This window comes from Dactylosporangium sp. NPDC005572 (assembly GCF_040605515.1).
GTDB lineage: Bacteria > Actinomycetota > Actinomycetes > Mycobacteriales > Micromonosporaceae > Dactylosporangium.
This window is the reverse complement of sequence record NZ_JBEXCY010000006.1, coordinates 86,493-105,525: the sequence shown is the minus strand read 5'-3', so window position 1 is coordinate 105,525 and position 19,033 is coordinate 86,493. Positions and strand designations below refer to the sequence as shown.

16 protein-coding genes and 2 pseudogenes are annotated in these 19,033 nt (G+C 71.0%); 11 read left to right on the top strand and 7 right to left on the bottom strand.

Annotation, left to right across the window (positions count from 1 at the left end; translation table 11 throughout):
* Positions 1-56 precede the first annotated feature (56 nt).
* The 4 genes from ABZS66_RS05220 (at position 57) to ABZS66_RS05205 (ending at position 6,371) form a co-directional block, all read left to right on the top strand.
* Entirely contained in the window at positions 57-2,450 is a 2,394-nt protein-coding gene (locus ABZS66_RS05220; RefSeq protein WP_354755333.1) for a family 43 glycosylhydrolase, read from the top strand.
* 35 nt (positions 2,451-2,485) lie between these two features.
* Positions 2,486-3,118 carry a hypothetical protein gene (locus tag ABZS66_RS05215; protein ID WP_354755331.1) on the top strand — a complete coding sequence of 211 codons (633 nt, stop codon included), beginning with the start codon at positions 2,486-2,488 and terminating at the stop codon, positions 3,116-3,118.
* 7 nt (positions 3,119-3,125) lie between these two features.
* Positions 3,126-5,255, top strand: coding sequence for an immunoglobulin-like domain-containing protein (locus tag ABZS66_RS05210; protein WP_354755329.1), 2,130 nt, complete (start codon positions 3,126-3,128; stop codon positions 5,253-5,255).
* Between the two features lie 84 nt (positions 5,256-5,339).
* Positions 5,340-6,371, top strand: a complete 1,032-nt coding sequence (locus ABZS66_RS05205) for a hypothetical protein (protein WP_354755327.1) — start codon at positions 5,340-5,342, stop codon at positions 6,369-6,371.
* Between the two features lie 306 nt (positions 6,372-6,677).
* On the opposite strand, the gene ABZS66_RS05200 is transcribed toward ABZS66_RS05205, so the two are convergent.
* Genes ABZS66_RS05200 through ABZS66_RS05190 form a run of 3 tightly spaced genes read right to left on the bottom strand, consistent with a single transcriptional unit; the run spans position 6,678 to position 9,564 of the window.
* Positions 6,678-8,651 carry an FAD-dependent oxidoreductase gene (locus tag ABZS66_RS05200; RefSeq protein ID WP_354755326.1) on the bottom strand — a complete coding sequence of 658 codons (1,974 nt, stop codon included), beginning with the start codon at positions 8,649-8,651 and terminating at the stop codon, positions 6,678-6,680.
* 24 nt (positions 8,652-8,675) lie between these two features.
* Positions 8,676-9,206 carry a nuclear transport factor 2 family protein gene (locus ABZS66_RS05195; protein ID WP_354755324.1) on the bottom strand — a complete coding sequence of 177 codons (531 nt, stop codon included), beginning with the start codon at positions 9,204-9,206 and terminating at the stop codon, positions 8,676-8,678.
* Complete coding sequence (locus tag ABZS66_RS05190) at positions 9,199-9,564, bottom strand: hypothetical protein (RefSeq protein WP_354755322.1); 366 nt, start codon at positions 9,562-9,564, stop codon at positions 9,199-9,201. Before ABZS66_RS05190 ends, ABZS66_RS05195 begins: the two co-directional genes overlap by 8 nt.
* 83 nt (positions 9,565-9,647) lie before the next feature.
* Here ABZS66_RS05190 and ABZS66_RS05185 point away from each other — a divergent pair, with 83 nt between their 5' ends.
* From ABZS66_RS05185 to ABZS66_RS05155, 7 genes and pseudogenes are all read left to right on the top strand, one after another.
* Entirely contained in the window at positions 9,648-10,850 is a 1,203-nt protein-coding gene (locus ABZS66_RS05185; protein ID WP_354755321.1) for an acyl-CoA dehydrogenase family protein, read from the top strand.
* Complete coding sequence (locus ABZS66_RS05180; protein ID WP_354755319.1) at positions 10,847-11,875, top strand: LLM class flavin-dependent oxidoreductase; 1,029 nt, start codon at positions 10,847-10,849, stop codon at positions 11,873-11,875. The genes ABZS66_RS05185 and ABZS66_RS05180 overlap by 4 nt, the downstream gene beginning before the upstream one ends.
* Complete coding sequence (locus ABZS66_RS05175) at positions 11,875-13,032, top strand: acyl-CoA dehydrogenase family protein (protein WP_354755317.1); 1,158 nt, start codon at positions 11,875-11,877, stop codon at positions 13,030-13,032. Before ABZS66_RS05180 ends, ABZS66_RS05175 begins: the two co-directional genes overlap by 1 nt.
* A gap of 23 nt (positions 13,033-13,055) precedes the next feature.
* Positions 13,056-13,265 (top strand): annotated as a pseudogene (locus ABZS66_RS05170) (acyclic terpene utilization AtuA family protein); the annotation flags it as partial.
* 25 nt (positions 13,266-13,290) lie between these two features.
* Positions 13,291-14,391: pseudogene (locus ABZS66_RS05165) on the top strand (acyclic terpene utilization AtuA family protein); the annotation flags it as partial.
* A 2-nt stretch (positions 14,392-14,393) separates the two neighbouring features.
* The gene (locus ABZS66_RS05160; protein ID WP_354755405.1) at positions 14,394-14,711 is read left to right on the top strand and encodes a hypothetical protein; all 318 of its coding nucleotides are present in this window, start codon (positions 14,394-14,396) and stop codon (positions 14,709-14,711) included.
* Positions 14,698-15,480, top strand: a complete 783-nt coding sequence (locus ABZS66_RS05155) for an enoyl-CoA hydratase-related protein (protein ID WP_354755315.1) — start codon at positions 14,698-14,700, stop codon at positions 15,478-15,480. Before ABZS66_RS05160 ends, ABZS66_RS05155 begins: the two co-directional genes overlap by 14 nt.
* A 4-nt stretch (positions 15,481-15,484) precedes the next feature.
* Here ABZS66_RS05155 and ABZS66_RS05150 read toward each other — a convergent pair whose 3' ends face one another.
* Genes ABZS66_RS05150 through ABZS66_RS05135 form a run of 4 tightly spaced genes read right to left on the bottom strand, consistent with a single transcriptional unit; the run spans position 15,485 to position 19,033 of the window.
* Positions 15,485-16,288, bottom strand: a complete 804-nt coding sequence (locus ABZS66_RS05150) for an SDR family NAD(P)-dependent oxidoreductase (RefSeq protein ID WP_354755313.1) — start codon at positions 16,286-16,288, stop codon at positions 15,485-15,487.
* Entirely contained in the window at positions 16,285-17,310 is a 1,026-nt protein-coding gene (locus ABZS66_RS05145; protein WP_354755311.1) for an LLM class flavin-dependent oxidoreductase, read from the bottom strand. The genes ABZS66_RS05150 and ABZS66_RS05145 overlap by 4 nt, the downstream gene beginning before the upstream one ends.
* Positions 17,307-17,615 (bottom strand): DUF4387 family protein, encoded by a 309-nt coding sequence (locus ABZS66_RS05140; RefSeq protein WP_354755309.1) that lies wholly within the window; start codon positions 17,613-17,615, stop codon positions 17,307-17,309. Before ABZS66_RS05140 ends, ABZS66_RS05145 begins: the two co-directional genes overlap by 4 nt.
* Before the next feature lie 2 nt (positions 17,616-17,617).
* A complete protein-coding gene (locus tag ABZS66_RS05135) occupies positions 17,618-19,033 on the bottom strand; it encodes an acyclic terpene utilization AtuA family protein (RefSeq protein WP_354755398.1) in 1,416 nt (471 codons plus the stop codon).

Here is a 19,033-nt window from a genome sequence, read left to right as displayed (position 1 = left end):
CGGTCGACGGCCGGCCCCGTGGTACCGCACACCCCAGAAGACCAAGGAGGATGTACATGGTCCATCGCTTCCGAAGAGCGGCGGCCGTGGGTGCCCTGCTCGCCGCTGGCCTCGTCGCCGCGGCCTCTCCGGCCCGGGCCGCCGACGAGAACCTCATCGTCAACGGCGGGTTCGAGAACGGCCTCACGAGCTGGTTCGTGAACAACGGCAACGCCACCGACACCGCCACGCTCTCATCGACCTCGGACGCCTACTCCGGCGCCAGCGCGGTGCTGGTCACCAGCCGCACGACGACGGGATCCGGGCCGATGCAGGACCTCAGCGGCAAGGTGCAGGCCGGGCAGACCTACACCCTGAACGCGCGGATCAAGTACGAGAACCCCAACAGTCCCGCGACGAAGCAGTTCTTCGCCACGATGCACTATGGCGGCGGCACCTACACCAACCTGGTCAGCGTCACGGCAACCAAGGGCCAGTGGGCCCAGTTCGCCGGGACGTTCACGATCCCGTCCAGCCAGAACGTGTCGACCGCGCGGCTGTTCTTCGAGACGCCGTGGACGTCGACCCCGTCGTCGGCGCCCGACACCCACCTCATGGACTTCAAGCTCGACGACGTGTCCGTGGTCGGCGCGCCGCCACCCCCGGCGCCGTCGAAGACCATCGAGGTCGTCGGCAAGCTGCCCGGCGAGCACAACCCGCTCATCGGGCACAAGTTCGGCGCCGACGGGTTCGGCTTCGTGCACAACGGCCGGGTGTACATGTACATGACCAACGACACCCAGGGCTACGCACCTGACCCGGTCACCGGCGTCTCCGCGGCCATCAACTACGGCAGCATCAACCAGATCACGCTGATCTCCTCCGACGACCTCGTGAACTGGACCGACCACGGCGAGATCCAGGTCGCCGGCCCCACCGGCGCCGCGCCGTTCACCAGCAACTCGTGGGCTCCCGGCATGGCCCGCAAGGTGGTCAACGGCCAGGAGAAGTTCTTCCTCTACTACGCCAACGGCGGAGGGTCGAGCAACGTCGTCACCGGGGCGTCGCCGCTCGGGCCGTGGACCAGCGAACGCACGACCACGCTGATCAACGGCAGCACCCCCGGCGCGGAAGCCGTCGCCTGGAAGTTCGACCCGGCGCCACTCGTCGACGACGACGGCCAGGCCTACCTGTACTTCGGCGGCGGCCCGGCCGCGACGAGCATGCCGGCCGCCGAGCGCTTCAACAACCCGAAGAACATCCGCGCGATCGAGCTCGGCGACGACATGGTCTCCACGCAGGGGTCGGCCGTCGTGGTCGACGCGCCGGTTGCATTCGAGGCCGGGCACGTCTTCAAGCGCCAAGGCAAGTACTACCTCTCCTACTCCTCGCACTTCGGCGGCAGCGACTTCGGCGGCAACCAGACACCGCTGCCCGGCTACCCCGGCGGCGGCCAGATCGGGTACATGATGTCCGACAGCCCGATGTCGTGGCCCAAGGAGACGTACGCGGGTGTGCTGTTCCCGAATCAGTCGCAGTTCTTCGGCGCAGGCACGGGCGGCAACAACCACCAGTCGGTGTTCGAGTTCGAGGGCAAGTACTACTTCACCTACCACGCCCCGACGCTCAACAAGCGGATCAACGGCAACACCACCCAGGGATACCGCAGCCCCCACATCCAGGAAATGACCTTCAACCCGGACGGCACGATCCGGCAGGTCGTCGGCACCTACGCGGGCGTGGACCAGGTCCGCAACTTCAACCCGTACCGGGTGTTCGAGGCCGAGACGCTCGGCTGGAGCAAGGGCATCGCCACCGCCAAGATCGACGGCGGGTCGGCCCAGTTCGGTGCCTCGGCCCCGAACCTGGTCGTGCGTGACGTCGACAACGGCGACTGGACGGCCCTGTCGGCCGTCGACTTCGGCACGGGCGGCGCCAAGACCGTGACCGCGAAGGTGCGCACGCTGGCGGCCGGGGCGCGGATCCAGGTGCGCCTCGACAGCGTCGCCGGTCCGGTGGCCGGCACGATCCAGGCCGGCACGCCGAGCGGCGAGTGGGCCGAGGTGACCGCCGCCCTCGACGGCGCCACCGGCGTGCACGACGTCTACTTCACCTACGAGGGCCCGGCCGGCCAGGACCTGTTCGAGCTCGACTCCTGGAAGTTCGACCGCCGGGCCGACCTGCCGGTCACCGTGAACGCCCAGGCGCGGTGCACCTCGGGGAAGGCGTACGTCGCCGTGCAGGCCCGCAACGACCACAACGCTCCGGTGGACATCACGCTGGAGACGCCATACGGCACCCGGTCGTTCGCCGGCGTCGCGCCGGGCGCCAACGCCTACCAGTCCTTCGCCACGCGGTCGACCTCGGTAGCTGCCGGACCCGTCACGATCCGCGCCAAGGGGACCTTGGACGGCAACGATGTCACGACCGTCATCACCGCAGAACACACCGGCGCGAACTGCGCCGCCTGATCCCCCATCGAACGAGGAAGACAACGGAGCATCGCATGAACACAAGGAATCGCAAGCGTCTGCTCGCTGCGAGCGCCGCAGGCGCAGTCCTGGCCGGGACGATGGCGTTGCCGTCGCCCGCGATGGCCGAGGACGGTGACGGTGCCGACGTGCAGGTGACGGTCGACATCGAGGAGATCCGCGAGCCGGGCGTGCTCGCCCTGTCCATCGCGGGCAACTCCGTCGCGCTGTCCGAGGACGGTTCAACCCTGCTGGTCCGGCAGTTCGTCGGCACCCTGCCCACCGTGACCGTCACCGACACCCGCACCGCCGACGAGGTGCCCGCCGGTGCGGCCTGGGCCGTGCTGGGCAGCGCGACCAACTTCGTCGGCACCGCGGGCCAGGCCCCGATCAGTGCCGACCACCTCGGCTGGAAGCCGCACCTCATCGACGGTGGCGGGACTGGTCTGGTGACCGAGGGCGAAGAGGTCGTGACCGTCCTCGACGAGCCGACTCAGCCCGGCAACAACGTGGGTCTGACGGACCAGGAACTGCTGGTCTCGACGTACGACTCCGAAGCCGTCGCCGGTGACTCGTACTCCGTGAATGCCGACCTGTACCTGCGCACCCCGGCTGAGGTGGCCGCAGGCCAGTACACCTCGACGCTGACCCTGTCGCTGTTCGAGTAATGCACGAGTGGGGGCCGCGCCGCAGCGGCCCCCACTCTTCGATCGTTTCCGCCAAATGCGGCTAGACGGCACACCTCCAGTAAAGAAGGAAGACAGCATGCCGATGAAAGCTCGGTGGCGGCGGCACTTCACGGCGTCGTCAACGGCAGCGGTGCTCGTAGGCGTGGGCCTGGTTGCGGGGGGTGGCCAGGCAGCACATGCCGAGGTTCTTGCGGCGACCCAGGTCGCGGAGCAGGCATTGGCCGGGATCACCATTCCCGGCGCTGATGATGTGCGGGGGAATGTGACGTTGCCGACGGCGGTGGCGGTGGTGCCGGGTGCGGTGGTGCGGTGGACGTCGTCGCGCCCGGCCATCGTCTCGGACACTGCGGATGGTGCGGTCGCGGCAGGTGTGGTACATCGCCCGCCGGCCGGTGCCGCGCCGGCGGTGGTGACGTTGACGGCGTGCATCAACGTCGATGGCGTTGAGGCGTGCCGTGACTTTGCGCTGACGGTGCGCGCTGCGGTGCAGCCAGCCCAGTTCTCGCGGTATGGCATGGTGAACTTTGCCAGGTCGAACAGTCAGGCGGGACAGCAGGTCTACATGGCCTCGAGCGTCGGCAACGACGCGAGCCGCTGGGTGGCGGTCAACAACGGGCAGGTGGTCCTGCCGTCCACGAAGGGTATGCACGCCGTGCGCGACCCCTCCATCGTCCGTTCGCCGGACGGGGACAAGTTCTATCTCATCGCCACCGACCTGAACGTCGACGGCACGGCGTACGGGTGGCGAGGCTGGGACTGGGCGCAGAGCGATGCCAGTCGATACATTGAGGTCTGGGAGTCGACGGACCTGCGGACCTGGTCGGAGCAGCGGCATGTGCGGGTCGCTCCGGACGAGGCGGGAATGACGTTCGCCCCGGAGGCGATCTGGGACGGGTCGATCGGGGCGTTCGTCGTGTACTGGACGTCGTCGATGTACCGGGCCGGGACGTACTACACGCCCGACCGGAATGATCCGAACGGCCGCTACCCGCTCACGAGAAACCAGACCCTCTACACCACGACGCGAGACTTCGTGACGTTCACCCCGCCGCAGGTGATGATCGGTCGGCCCGGTCACGGGACGCTCGACGCCGTCATCATCAAGGACGACAAGGATGGGTACTACCACCGGCTCGTCACTGACCGCACGTCCACCGGCGTCGGGACCACCAAGTACGTCCCCTCGTGCGGCTCCGAGGACATCTACCAGGAACGGGCGACGTCGATCCTCGCACCGCCTGAGCAATGGGAGCTCGTCTCGAGCTGCATCACCCACGACGCGATGAACACCACGTATGCCGAGGCGCCGATGGTCGTCAAGGCAAACCCCGGAGACATGCGCGGGCAGGGCTACTACATGTACGCGGACCAGAAGTGGCTCGGCTCACCGTCGGGCACCCGCCTGGAGGAACAGCTCCACCCCTACTGGGGTGATCTCACCTCGGGCGAGTGGACGCCCATCAACTGGACGCAGAAGCCGAACTACAACCTGGCGCTCGGCGTCATCCGTCACGGGAACATCTTCGCGCTGACCCAGGCAGAGCACGCCGCCCTGCGCGGCGCGGACCTGTCGTCGATCGCGGTCCAGGCGCCCCCGGCCAAGACGACCTACTCCGTCGGTGAGTCCCTCGACCTGGCCGGACTCGTGGTCACGGCCGACTACACCGACGGCGTGCAGGCCGAGGCCCTGGCCCAGGGGTACGGCGGGTACTCGGTGTTGGGATACGATCCGGCCACGCCCGGGACGCAGACCATCACCGTGTCGTACACGGTGGTCGGCAGCACGAAGACCGCTTCGTTCCAGGTCGACGTCCAGGGGCCGACGCTGCCTGTCACGATCACCGCGCAGGCACGTTGCGTCGCCGGTAAGGCGTTCGTCGCCGTGCAGGCGCGCAACGACCACGGCTCGGCGGTGGACATCACCCTGCAGACCCCGTACGGTGAGCGGTCGTTCACCGGGGTCGCGCCCGGTGCGAACGCCTACCAGCAGTTCGCCACGCGGGCGGCTTCTGCCGCGGCCGGCGTAGTCACCGTGAGGGCCACCGGAACCGTGAACGGCAAAAGCGTGACATCCGAGTTCACCGCCGAACATCTCGGCGTCAACTGCGCCGGATGACTCCCGCATGATCCCTGCATAACCCCCAAGGTATGAGTCGGTGGGGGCCCGCAACGGCCCTCACCCCGTGGAAGGACTGTCGTCATGACCGTCACCCTGCTGCGCCGGTGTCTTGCCGTGCTCGCCGTCGTGCTCCTCGCTGTGCCGGTCACGCCTGGCGTCGCCGGGGCGGAACCTGCGGGGGCGACACTCACCTGGACGGTGCAGCCGGCCTCCCCGAGTGGTCCGGACGGGCGCCGGTGGATCGAGCGGACCCTCGATCCCGGGCAGGCAGTCACCGAGTATCTAGCGGTGCGGAACTTCAGCGACGCAGCCGTCGTGTTCTCCCTGAAGGCCGCCGACGGCTACCTCACCGACAAGGGACGTTTCAACATGCTTGCGTCCGACCGCCCCTCCGTCGACGGCGGGACGTGGATCGCGGTGCACGATAAGGTCACCGTCGGGGCGAAAGCGACGACGGTGGTGCCGTTCACCATCACCGTGCCGAAGGGCGCCGCCCCCGGCGACCACCCGGCCGGCATCGCGGCAACGATCACGAGCGCCGGCGGCACCGTCAACGTCGAGAGCCGGGTCGGGTTCCGGGTCATGATGCGGGTCACCGGCACGGTTACTGCGACGCTGCCGGTCAAGGACTTCAGCGCAACCTACACACCCTCGTGGAACCCGTTCTCCAGCGGCACGATCCGGGTCCGGTACACGGTGGCCAACGACGGTAACATCTGGACCGCCGGGAAGAGCCGGGTGACGGTCGCCGAACTGTTCGGCTTGACCGGCCAGGATACCACCACCGACGTCGAGGAACTGCTGCCCGGCGGCACTCGGACGGTCGAGTCCCGCATCGGCGGCGTATGGGCGCTCGGCCACCTCCGCACCACCGTCGAGGTGACCCCGTCAATGCTCGGCGGTGACCTGGCCGGCGCCGACATCCGCCGTACCTCGGCCACCGTGACGACCTGGGCGCTGCCCTGGTCGCAACTGGCGCTGGCGCTGCTCCTTGCCGCGCTCGTCCTCGGCATCCGGACCGTCCGCCGGCAACGCCGGCAGCGGCTCGCGCTGCTGCTCGACCGTGCCCGCGATGAGGGCCGGGCGTCGGCTGTCGCGGCGAAACATTCGTGACGGCTGCCGGATGGGGCCGGCGGCCACCTCGGGGTTGTGGGGCGCGCAGGCTCAGACGAAGGCACAACGGATTGGCGCGGATACCTGATCATGATGCAGGTCTTACGGCGTCCGGTTGGTGGGGGAGTGGGCCTGTCGGCAACGGTGGATCTGGCCGCGCGCAGGTTCGACGTCAAGTAAGAGGGCCGCTCTGCCGAGCGCTCCCTGAACTCGACTCCACCGCGGACGGCCCGCTCGCGTTGCGGCCCGGCTGACCACGGCCTGCGCGGCGGCCGCATGTCCCGACCTTGCCGGATAGCCTGTCGATCACGCGGATGCGGGTACCAGTAGCCGCGCCAGCGCGTACGCCTGCCGGGTCGCGAATACGAGCCGCCTGGGTGCGTAAGCGTCGCCGAGGATGTGGACCTCCGACCGCCGGTGCTTGAGCCCGGCGAACAGCGCCGAGTCCGAGACGCTGCCGCAGGCGAGCACCACCGAGTCGAAGGTCCCGAGCGTGCGGGTCCGCATCGAGTAGACGTTGCGGGTCTGCACAGTGTCGGCGCCGATGCCGACGACCTCCTCCATGAAGTGCATCCGGACGTCCTGGTGGCTCAGCCGGCCCAGGATGCCGCCGATGATGTAGCGGCCGAGCAGCGGCGCCGGGCCCTGCGTGGCGTACACCATCGTCACCTGGTGACCGCGCTCGGACAGGAAGTCGGCCACCGACAGTGGGGCCACATGGTCGTCCTGCGCGATGACCAGCACCCGGCGGCCGGGCCGCGCGGTGCCCAGCAGGACGTCGCGGATGTCCAGGACGTGAGCCCCGCCGACCCCCGGGATGGCCGGGGTCCGCGGCGAGGCGCCGGTGGCGACCGCCACGATGTCGGCGCCGGCGGCCAGCACGTCGCCGACGTCGGCGCGCCGGCCCAGTGTGACCGCCACGCCGAGGTGCGCCAGGCGCCGGCGCTGCCAGTCCAGGTACTGTTCGTAGCCGGCGTGCTGCGGTGCCTTGACGACGTAGCGCAGCTGCCCGCCGAGCTCGTCCGCCGCCTCCCACAGTTCGACCTCGTGGCCGCTCTCGCGGGCGAGCGCCGCCAGCTCCATCCCGGCGGGGCCGCCGCCGACCACGAGCAGCGTCCGCCGGCGGGCCGGCGCCGGCCACGGACCGTCGACCTCGTTGCTGGTGTGCGGGTTCACCGCGCAGCCGAACGGCAACCCTTCCACGTAACGGCGGCTGATGCATTCGTTGCCGCCGACGCAGGGGCGGATGTCCGCGAGCCGGCCGTCACGGGCCTTCAGCAAGAGGTCCCCGTCGGCGATGTGCGCGCGTGCCATGCCGACGATGTCGGCGTTGCCGGTCGCGAGGACCCGCTCGGCCACCTCGGGGCTGTTCACCCGCCCCGTGTGGATGACGGGCAGCCTGAGCGCGCGCTTCAGCTCGCCCGCGAGGTCGGCCCACTGCGCGGGCTCGTAGTAGGTCGGCTGGATGTAGCTCGGGTTGCCCCAGGGGCTGCCGACGACGCCGTGGACGTAGTCGATCAGGCCGGTCGACTCGAAGTACTGCGCGAGCTCGACACCGCCCTGCACGTCATATCCGCCCGGGAGCTCCTCCCGGATGTTGAGCCGGATCCCGAGCGTCATGGTGTCGCCGATGACCTCTCGGATCGCCCGCAAGGCCTCGACTGAGAAGCGGGCGCGGTTCTCCAGCGACCCGCCGTAACGGTCCGTGCGCTTGTTGGTCAACGGCGACAGGAACCACTCGTGGAGGTCGTCGTGGTTGAGGTGCAGCTCGACACCGTCCGCCCGGGCCGCCTGCGAAAGCTTGGCCGACTCGGCGTACTCCCGGACGAAGGCGGCGATGTCGTCCTCGTCCATGACGTGCGGCATCAGGTTGATCGTCGGCGCGCTCATCACGGGTGACGGGCCGTGGGGCATCCCGCCCTGGTGGACCATCTGCACGGTCACCGCGGTGCCGAGCGTGTGCATCGCGTCGCTGAACTGCTGGACGCGCTCGACGAACCACGGCAGCCGGAAGAATCCGGTGGTTGCCGCCCCCACACCGGTGGGCTCGAAGCCGGGAATGAGGGCGTTGCGCAGATGCGTGGACAGGCTGCCGATCCACGCGACACCGGCCCGGGCGCGCTGCTCGAAGTACGCGATGTTGCGGGCCGCTTCGTCGTCGGTGCCGAAGATGTTGCCGATGGCCGAGGCGTGCGGCGGCATCATGACCCGGTTGCGTAGCCGCATCGTGCCGACCGTGATCGGCGAGAACAGGTGGGGGAACCGCTCGGTCTGCATCATGGACCTACCTTCCTCATTCGGCGGTTACAGTCCGGCCGGCCAGTCCGCCGGTTTCCAGTCGGCCTCGGTCTCGCCTGTGCGCACGCGCAGCTTCGCGCCGAGCGCCTCGGGATACTGCCGCACGTCGACGAAGTACAGGTACGCCTGGGTGCGGGACAGGAACCGCCAGCCCTCGGGCTTCTTGACGTACGTGTCCAGGTAGCGCAGGGCGGTCAGCATCGGCCGGCCGTCGCGCCAGACCTCAGCGTGTGCGGCGACCCGGCCGTGGGCGATTGCGGGGTCGGCTGGGTCGAAGTCGATCACGTGGTCGTGGGTGAAGTGGTGGGTCGGACCGAGGACGGCGAACCGGCCGGCGAAGTAGTCGCCCACCGCGTCGACGCCCTTGCCTTTGCTCGGCCCGCTCGCCGTCTGCAGGCTGCCCTCCGTGGCGAAGAGCACCTTGACGCCGTCGAGGTCGCGATCGTCAATGGCGAAGCCGTAGCGGGCGACGAGGTCCCGGATCGCCTCGACGTCCTCCAGGCGGGTGAGCCGGGCCTCGACGTCGACGTCACGCATCGTTTGCCTCACCGGGCAGCGGGATACCGTGGAAGTCGCCGATCTGCACGTACACGTTGCGGTAGAACGTCTTGGCCTTGGCCTTCATGCGCTCGGTCGTGCTGGTGGCGCTGCGGTAGTTGGCGAGGTAGGCCGAGTCCTCGATGACGGAGATGTCCTCGAGCTCGTAGACGGCGAGGTAGTTCGGCCGGCCGTCGAGCGCCTTGTAGCGGCGCGCCCGCAGGAACCCGGGGACGCGGCCGACCTTCTCCGGGATGTGCTCCTCGTCGTACCAGGCGTTGAACTCCTCGTCGAGCGCCTCGGGGATGTCGAACATCGCGATCATCACGCCGGGCTGCCGTTGTGGTGCTGCGGTCACGTCCGCTCCTCTCGTCGTGGCCCCGTTGACTGTCGGATAATGGTATGTAACATTAGCATTGAATCTGGCGGTAGGGAGCGTCGATGACTGCGGTGGCGGAGACGACCGATGAGGACCTGGCTGCCTTGCGGCGGCTCGTCCACCAGTGGGGAGTCGACCGGGTCCGCCCGCGGTTCAAGGAGCTGGAGGACACGGGCGAGTTCCCGCGCGAGCTCTACCGGCAGATGGGCGAGCTGGGCTTCTTCGGCTGCTGCTTCCCCGAGTCGCTCGGCGGCACGGGCGCTGGGTTCCGGGCGCTCGCGGCCGTCGCCGAGGAGCTGGCCTGGGTCTACCCGCCATTGTCGGCCGGCATGAACCTGCAGGCCGCCACGGTGCCGCTGACGATCGCCAACTGGGGCTCGCCCGACCTGGTCGAGCGCTACGTGCCGCGGCTGGTGACCGGCGAGATCCTCGGCTGCAACGCCATGACCGAGCCCGACGGCGGCTCCGACTTCCTCGGCGCCATGCGCACCCGGGCGGTCCGCGACGGCGACGATTACGTGCTCAACGGCGCGAAGATGTGGATCACCAACGCCAACGTCGCCGACGTGGCGATCGTCTACGCCAAGACCGACCCGGCGGCCGGCCACAAGGGCGTCTCGGCCTTCGTCGTGCCGGCCGCGACCCCGGGATTCCAGCCGACGCGGGTGCCCTGCCGGGTGCTCGGCAGGCTCATGCCGACGAACGCGATCGCACTCGACGACGTGCGCGTCCCTGCCGCCAACCTCCTCGGCGCGGAGGGGCAGGGCTTCGTCGTCGCGATGAACGCTATGGACTTCGGCCGGCTCTCGGTGGCCGCCCGGTCCGTCGGGCTGGCACAGGCGTGCCTCGACGCCGCCGTCGCCTACGCCGACACCCGTGAGGCGTTCGGCGCGAAGATCGGCACGTTCCAGCTGATCAAGAAGCAGATCGCCGACATGACCTGCGAGGTGGCGGCGGCCCGTGCTCTGGTGGCGGGGGCTGCGGCGCGGTACGAGATGGGCGATATCGCCACCCGGGAGAGCTCGATCGCCAAGTACTTCGCCGGCGAGGTGTGCAACAGGGCGGCGCAGGCCACCGCGGAGATCTTCGGTGGCGCCGCGTTCAGCGACGAGCTGCCGATCAGCACGTACCTCAACTACGCCAAGCTGTGGCAGACCGGCGAGGGATCGGCCAACATCCAGGCGCTGCTCATCGCCGACGATGCGCTGGGCTGGAAGCGGATGGACCGCCACCGCACCGTCCTGCGCGCCGGGGTGGCGGCGTGAACGGGCTCCACTTCGGCATCCTGCCGACACCCATCTACGGTGCGGAGACGCCGTACCAGAAGCAGCTGGCCGAGCACCGCGAGCTCGTGCGCGCGGCCGAGGAGTTGGGCTTCGACCACATGGTGTGCGGCCAGCACTTCCTCGGCGCCGAGCTGCGCTACTACCAGCCGGTGCCCTACCTGACCTGGCTGTCCTCGGCGGCGCCGACGATGACCGTGGTCACCGGGATCATCCTGCTGTCGATGGCCAACCCGGTCGACATGGCTGAGCAGGTCGCCACGCTCGACGTGCTCACCGGCGGCCGGACCGTCTTCGGGGTCGGCCTCGGCTACTCGGAGCGCGAGTTCCGCGCGTTCGGCATCGACGGGCGGACGAAGGTGCGCCGCTTCGAGGAGGCTCTGTCCTTCATCCGCGACCTGTGGTCCGGTCGGCCGGTCAACCGCACCGGCCGGTTCTGGCAGGTCGAGGACGTGCTCCCGGCCGTGCAACCCACCCGCCCCGGCGGGCCGCCCGTGTGGGTGGGCGGGCAGTCCGAGGCCGCGGTCCGTCGGGCCGCCCGGCTCGGCGACGCCTGGTACGCCCCGCCGTTCCCGAGCCACGCCGGCCTGGCCGCGCTGCGCGCGGCGTTCCTGGAGGAGCGGGCGGCGCACGGCCTGCCGACCGACGGCGCCTTCCCGCTGCGGCGGGAGCTGATCGTCGCCGACACCCGCCGGGAGGCCGAGGAGTTGGCCCGCCGGCGAAGCGCGCTGCGGTACCAGACGTACCGGTCGTGGGGGCTCGGCGGCGAGCACACACCGACCGCGACCGCGCAGGCGGGTACCGGCGTCGGCATCGACGTCGAGCAGCAGTTCATCGTCGGCTCGCCCGACGAGTGCGTCGACCGGCTCGGCGCGCTGCGGGACGAGCTCGGCATGACGCACTTCATGTTCAAGGCCCACTGGCAGGGCCTGCCGCACGCCGACGCCATGCGACAGCTGGAGCGGTTCGGCATCGAGGTCCTGCCCAAATTGTGCGGGAGCGCCTGATGTCTGACGAGCCCTTTGAGCTCCCGCCGGCCTACCGGGACCTGCAGGCGCAGGCCCGGGCGCTCGCCGCGTCGGTGCGGCCGTTCGCCGCCGAGGCCGACGAGTCGTCGCGGGTCCACGAGGCGACCCGCGCCGCGCTGGTCCGCAGCGGCCTGGCCGGCGTCGTCGTCCCCGCCGCCTACGGCGGGCGGTTCGAGCGGGTCGACTCGCTCGCCGTCACGGTCGTGCGGGAGGCGCTGGCTGCCGAGAGTGCACACCTCGACTCGCTGTTCGCGATGCAGGGGATCGGGTCGTTCGCGATCTCGCACGCCGGGTCGGCCGAACTGCGCTCGCGCTGGCTGCCCCGGGTCGCCGCGCTGGAGGCGGTCGCGGCGCTCGCGCTGACCGAGCCTCAGGTCGGCTCCGACCTGCGCGCGATCGCCACCACCGCGAAGCCGGACGGCGACGAGCTCGTCGTGACCGGCCACAAGTCGTTCATCACCAACGCCGGCGACGCCGGGCTGTACTGCGTGCTGGTCCGCGAGGGCGACGGCTACTCCCTGGTGCTCGTGCCCGCCGACGCGCCGGGCCTCACCACCAGCAGCCCGCACCAGATCATCGCGCCGCACGTCCTCGGCGACGTCGTGCTCGACGGAGTGCGGGTGCCGGCCGGCAACCGCATCGGCGACCCGGGCGGCGGGTTCCGCCTGGTGCTCGCCACCCTTGCCACGTTCCGGGTCTCCGTCGCGGGCGCCGCGGTCGGCCTCGCCGATGCCGCGCTGGACGAAGCGGTCCGGCACGCTGCCGGACGGGAGCAGTTCGGCACGCCGCTCGCCCGGCTCGGCGGCATCCCTGGCGCGCTCGCCACCTGCTGGACCGAGATCGAGATGGCGCGGGCGCTCACCTACCGCGCTGCGGCCGCTGCGGCCCGTGACCCGCTCGCGAACCTGCACCTGTCGTCGCTGGCCAAGGTCGGCGCGACCGAGGTCGCCGGCCGGGTCGTCGACCGGGCGGTGCAGGTGATGGGGCGGTTCGGGCTGGTCCGGGGCAGCCGGATCGAGCGGTTGTACCGCGAGGCCCGGCCGATGCGCATCTACGAGGGCGCGACGGAGGTCATCCTCGACTCACTCGCCCGCAAGCTGGTCAAGGACCGCACCGCGGGGGAGGCGCGCCCGTGAGGACCGTGCGGCTCGGCGCGGGCATGGCGTTCTGGGGCGACAGCGTTCAGCCGGCCATCGACATGGTGCGGCGCGGCGACGTCGACTACCTCTGCTGCGACCACCTGGCCGAGCTGACGATGTCGATCCTGTCGAAGCAGCGGGAGAAGAACCCGGCCCACGGCTACACCCGCGACGTCGTCGACCTGCTCCGCGGCGCGCTGCCGGCCTGCGTGGCGAAGGGCGTCAAGGTCGTGACCAAAAGCCGGCGGCGCCAACCCGGTCGCGTGCGCCGACCGGATCGCCGAGCTGGTCAAGGAGCTCGGCCTCGGCAACGTGCGCATCGCCGTGGTCACCGGCGACGACATCCGGTCCGACATCGACCGGCTCATGGGCCTCGGCGTCCCGTTCACCAACCTGGACACCGGTGCCGAGCTGTCCACAGTGCGGGACCGGCTGACACACGCCTGCGTCTACACCGGAGCCGAGGGCATCGTCGAGGCACTGGGCCGGGGCGCCGACATCGTCGTCTGCGGGCGGGTCACCGACATCGCGCTGTACCTCGGCCCGCTCATCCACGAGTTCGGCTGGGCGCCCGACGACTGGGAGCGACTCGGCCGGGCGACCGCCGCGGCCCACGCGGTCGAGTGCGGCGGCCAGGCGACCGGCGGGCTCTACGCCGGCGGCTGGCAGGACATGCCCGGACTCGAGACGCTCGGCTACCCGATCGCCGAGGTCGCCGAGGACGGCTCGGCGGTCGTCACGAAGACGCCGGGCAGCGGCGGCCGGGTCGACGTCGGCACGGTCAGCGAGCAGATGGTCTACGAGATTCACGACCCGGCCAATTACCTCACCGCGGACGTGACGGCGGACTTCAGCGGGCTGACGCTCACCCAGGAAGGCCCCGACCGAGTCCGCATCGGCGGCGTCACCGGCCGGCCGCGCCCGGCCACGCTGAAGGTGAACATGGGCTACCGGGCCGGGTTCGTCGGCGCGGCTGTGTTCACGTACACCTGGCCGGACGCCTCCGCGAAGGCTCGGCGCGGCCTTTCGTTCCTGCGCAGCCGCCTGGCACGGGCCGGCTTCGTCCACGAGGACGACCTCGTGGAGTACATCGGCCACAACTCGATGTGGGGCAGCCGGATCCCGCCGCCCGACGATCCCGAGTTGCCCGAGGTCGTCGTGCGGTACGCGGCCCGCTGCCGCGACGCCGCCGAGGCCCGCAAGGTGTTCACCGAGAGCGTCCCCCTCTACAACAACGGCCCGGCGGGGGTCGCCGGCGTCGGCACCCGCCCACCGCTCAAGGAGCTGTTCGCGATCTGGCCGTGCCTGATCCCGCGGCAGCTCGTCACCCAGTCCGTGCGTCTGCTGGAGGTCTGAGAATGGTCCGCGTCGCCGATCTCGCGCACGGCCGCTCCGGCGACAAAGGCGACGTGTGCAACGTCGGCCTCGTCGCCTACGACGACGCCGGCTACGCGATCCTGCGCCGAGCGCTGACCGCCGAGCGGGTCAAGGCGCACTTCGGCGACCTGGTGAAGGGCACGGTCGACCGGTACGAGATGCCCGGGATCCGGGCGCTGAACTTCGTCCTCGCCGGGGCTCTCGACGGCGGCGGCACGATGTCGCTGCGCTCCGACCATCTCGGCAAGGTGATGTACGCCTGGCTGCTGCGGATGGAGCTGGACGGTGCGGACGCCTGACCCGGTCCTGGTGAGCCGCCGGGGGACGGTGGCGCTGGTGACCCTCAACCGGCCCGAGGACCGCAACCCCCTCGACCGCGACAGTGCCGCAGCCCTGCGCGACGTGTTCGGCACGCTGTTCGAGGACCCGGCGGTGCGCTCCGTCGCGGTGACCGGCGCGGGACCGGCCTTCTGCGCCGGCGGCGACCTTCGGCAGATGGAGCGCTTCGGCCGGATGCCGGTCGAGGAGGCGTACGCCTGGCCCGAGGCGATCGTCGACCTGCACAAGCTCATGCTGCGGGCGCCGAAGCCCGTACTGGCCGCCGTCAACGGCCCGGCGTACGCGGGCGGCATGGGCCTGGCCGGCATGTGCGACGTCGTCCTGGCCACGCGCGGTGCCCGGTTCGCGATGCCCGAGGTCAAGGTCGGTCTCTTCCCGATGATCATCGTCGCGCAGCTGGCCCGGTCACTGCCCCGCAAGCTGCTGCTGGAGATGATGATGACCGGCGAGCCGCTGAGCGCGGACGACGCGCACCGGGTCGGCTTCGTCAGCCGGGTGTACCCCGACGCTGACGCACTGCTCGCCGGCGTGGACCACTACGGCGAGCTGTTCGCCCGCACCAGCCCGCAGGCGGTGCGGCTGGGCAGGGCGGCGTTCCAGCTGCTGTCGGAGATGCCGGCCGGTGCCGCGATCGACGCCGCCCAGTTCCTGAACCTGCCGCTCTTCCTCGGCGCCGACCTGCGGGAGGGTACGGCGGCCTTCTTCGAGCACCGCCCGCCCCGCTGGTAGGCGCTCACGGCAGGCAGCGCTCCACGCGGGCGTGGCGGGCCCGCACCTCGGCGGCGTTTTCCGGGTTCGTCAGCAGGTACGGCCGGTCCGCCTCGACGGCGGCGACAATCTGCGCCGCCGCGTCGTCCGCCGAGATCGACGGCGCCGCGTTGGTGAATGTCGGCGGCGTCACCGGGGTGCCACCGCCCAGCGCCACCGGCCGGTTCCGCTCGGCCTCGCGGATCCGCGTGGCAACCGGGCCCGGGCACACCACGGTCACGCCGACGGTTGGGGCGACCGCGTCCAGCTCGACCCGCAGCGTCTCGCTGAGCCCGACCACGGCGAACTTGCTCGCCGCGTACGGGGCGTTGCCGCCGCCAGCGATCGGCGCGAGGCCGGCGATCGAGGCGACGTTGACGACGTGAGCGCTGCCGCGAGCGAGCAGCATCGGCAGGAACGCGCGCAGCACATTGGCCGGCCCGATCAGGTTCACCTGCAGGATCCACTGCCAGTCGGCGGGACGCTGCTGCCACGTCGGCACGCGGGGGCCGACCACACCGGCGATGTTGCAGACCAGGTCGGCCCGGCCGAAGCGGGCCTCGACGGCGGCCGCGAAGCCGTCGACGGCGGCCGGGTCGGCGACGTCGAAGGCGGCGGCGAGCACCGAGGCCGTCCCGGGCAGGCCGGCCACGGTGCCGTCGAGGGCGGCCGCCTCGACGTCGGTGAGCGCGAGGTCGAGCCCGCGAGCCGCGAGCCCTGTGGCCAGGGCCCGGCCGATGCCGCTCGCCGCACCGGTAACGACCGCGACCATGCCCGGTTCGAGCCTCATGCCGCGCCGCCCCGGTTCGCCGCGAACAGCGGCATGACCTGTGTGCCGAACTGCTCCAGCTGGCGCATCGCCTCGGCGTGCGGCAGGCCCGGCCAGTGCGGCTTGTAGACGAAATGGGTCATGCCCAGTTCGGTGCGCAGCCGGTCGAGCTGCTCCGCGCACTCCTGCGGCGGGCCGAGGACGAACCGGTCGGCGATGTCGGTGCGCACCTGTTCGCCGCCCGCACCGACCGGTGTGTTCTCGCCCTGCAGGCCCCATTTGCGGTAGATCTCGTACCGTGCGCGGTAGCGCTCCAGCGCCGCCGCGAGCCCGGCCTGCCGGGTCGGCGCGATGAGTAGCTCGCGGCGTACCGGAAACTCGCCCGCGACCGGCCGGCCGGCCTCCTGCCGGGTCCGCAGGTACAGGGCACGCAGCCGGGCCAATTCGTCGTGGGTGGGGAACGGCGGGGCGTACCAGGCGTCGCCGAGTCGCGCCGCGCGCTGGACCGCGCCGGCCGCCTGGCCGCCGATCCACACCGGCGGGCCGCCGGGTTGCAGCGGCAGCACCGCCGGTCGGGCCTCGGTGACGCTGAAGAACCGGCCGTGGAAGTTGACCGTCTCGCCGCTCCACAGCCGCCGGATCAGCGCCAGAGACTCCTCGAACCGGGCGACCCGGGTGCCGGGCGCGACCCCGAACGCAGCGAACTCGTGGTCGCTGTAGCCCAGGCCGACGCCGAAGACCGCCCGCCCGTCGCTGAGCACGTCGAGCGTGGCGAGCTGCTCCGCGGTCTCCACCGGATTCACCAGCGGCAGCAGGATGATGCCGGTGGCGGTGCGCAGCCGCGGACCGAACCGGGCCATGTGGGCAAGCCACGGCACGGGCTGGAAGTAGCGCAGCTCGGCGCCGAGGAAGTGCTGGCCGGCCACCATCACGTCGAAGCCGAGTTCGTCGGCAGCCTGCACGAGCTCCTCGTGCTCGCGCCGCTGGACCCGCGGGTCGGACGCTCCACTGTGGATGGTGGTGAGCAGGATGGCGCACTTCACGCGAGGACTCCGGCGGCCAGCGGGGTGTGCAGGTGAGCGCCGAACAGGTCGGCGCAGAACCGGTCGGTGCTCGACGACCAGCGCAGCAGCGACACCTTCGCCGCGAGGATCCTCTCGTCCCAGTAGATGCCCTTGACGGTGTCGGGCGCCACGCCGTACGCCTCGGCGACCCCGGCGGCGGTGAGCAGCCGCGAGCCGCGTGCGAGAGCGAACATCGCCGGGTCGTCGAAGAAGATGTCGACCGTCACCGTGAACGGTCCGGCGTTCTTGCTGCGGATGATCGCCGCGCAGTCGTACAGCCGCACGGTTACACCCCCTCTCGGCGATCGTCGCGGCCGCGCGGGAACCGGGTCACGGCCGCCGGGAACGGCGCGACCGGGTCGGTGAGCGGCAGCAGGTGGTAGATCGAGAACGAGTAGACCTCGGAGACCGGGATGACCACCGGCATGAAGGGCGCCGCCGCGTTCCCGGCCGTCGTCTTGCGCTGCGGGTACGGGCCGATGAAGAGCCGGATGAACCCGAAGTACGCGGCCTCCTCGGCGAGGGCTCGGTCCTCGGCCACCACGTCGAGGACGACCGCGGCCTCGTGGCCGGTGACCATCTTCTCCGGCTCGGCCGGGCCGAGCACGCCGTCGAGGCCGAAGATGCGGGTCGACACCCGCAGCCGGCCGTCGTCGATCGCGCCGGCGAAGCGCACCGACTCGCGCAGGGTCTTCTCGGCCGCGTCGGTCCAGTCGCGTACCTGCGCGAGCAGCGCGGGCTCGCGCACCCCGAGCATGGAGATCGCCCGGAACCCCTCCCGCTTCGCGCCTTCCAGCAGCACCGTGTACGGCCGCTCGATCCACCGGGCGCCGGTGCACCGCACACCGGTGACGGTCGGCTCGTAGCGGGCGTCGGCGAGGTCGAGGCAGCCGCCCGGGTTCTCCTCCAGCGTCGGGTGCGCCCGCTCGTAGAACGTGTGCGACACGAGCGAGCGGACGCTCGCGGTGGCGGCCGGGTTGGGCGAGCGGACCTCGAAGCCGTCGGCGTCGAGGCTCGCCCAGATGCACTGCCCGGAGTCGCCCGGCGACAGCGCGAGCCCGCCGCACTCCAGCAGCTTGCCGGCGTGCGCGGCGACCGCGGGCGGAATACCACGCAGCATCGGCAGCGCCATGAACAGCCCGATGTCCAGGGCCCGGCCGGTGATGACGCCGTCAACCCCGCGCTCCAGCGCCGCCATCACCGGCTCCGGGCCGATCAGCGCCACGATCCGGTCGGCGGCCTCGACGTCGGCGACGCTCAGCCGGCCGGCCGGCCCGGCGCCGTCGGAGGCCGGCACCACCTCCGCGCCGGCAGTGAGGGCGGCCGTCAGGTACGGCTTCGCCAGCTCCGAGCGGACCACGCCGATCGAGACGTCCCAGCCCTCGGCCGCGCACAGCGCGTCGAACTGGGCCAGGCAGGCCTCCAGGTGGGCGTCGGCGCCGGCGATGCCGAACGAGAACACGAACGGCACCCCGTGCGCGAGCGCCGCCTTGACGTAGGGTCTGACGTTCGCGGCCTGGTTCGCGGCGACCTGCTCGCCCGAGCCCAGCCAGTACGGCCCCCAGTCGCTGCCGGTGCCCTGGGCGACGACGACGTCGACGCCCCAGCCGAACGCCGTCGCGATGTGCGTCTCGATGTCCGCCGCCGGTGCGATGTGGTTGACGAACCCGAGGATCCGCACCGGCTGATGTGGTTCTGTCAT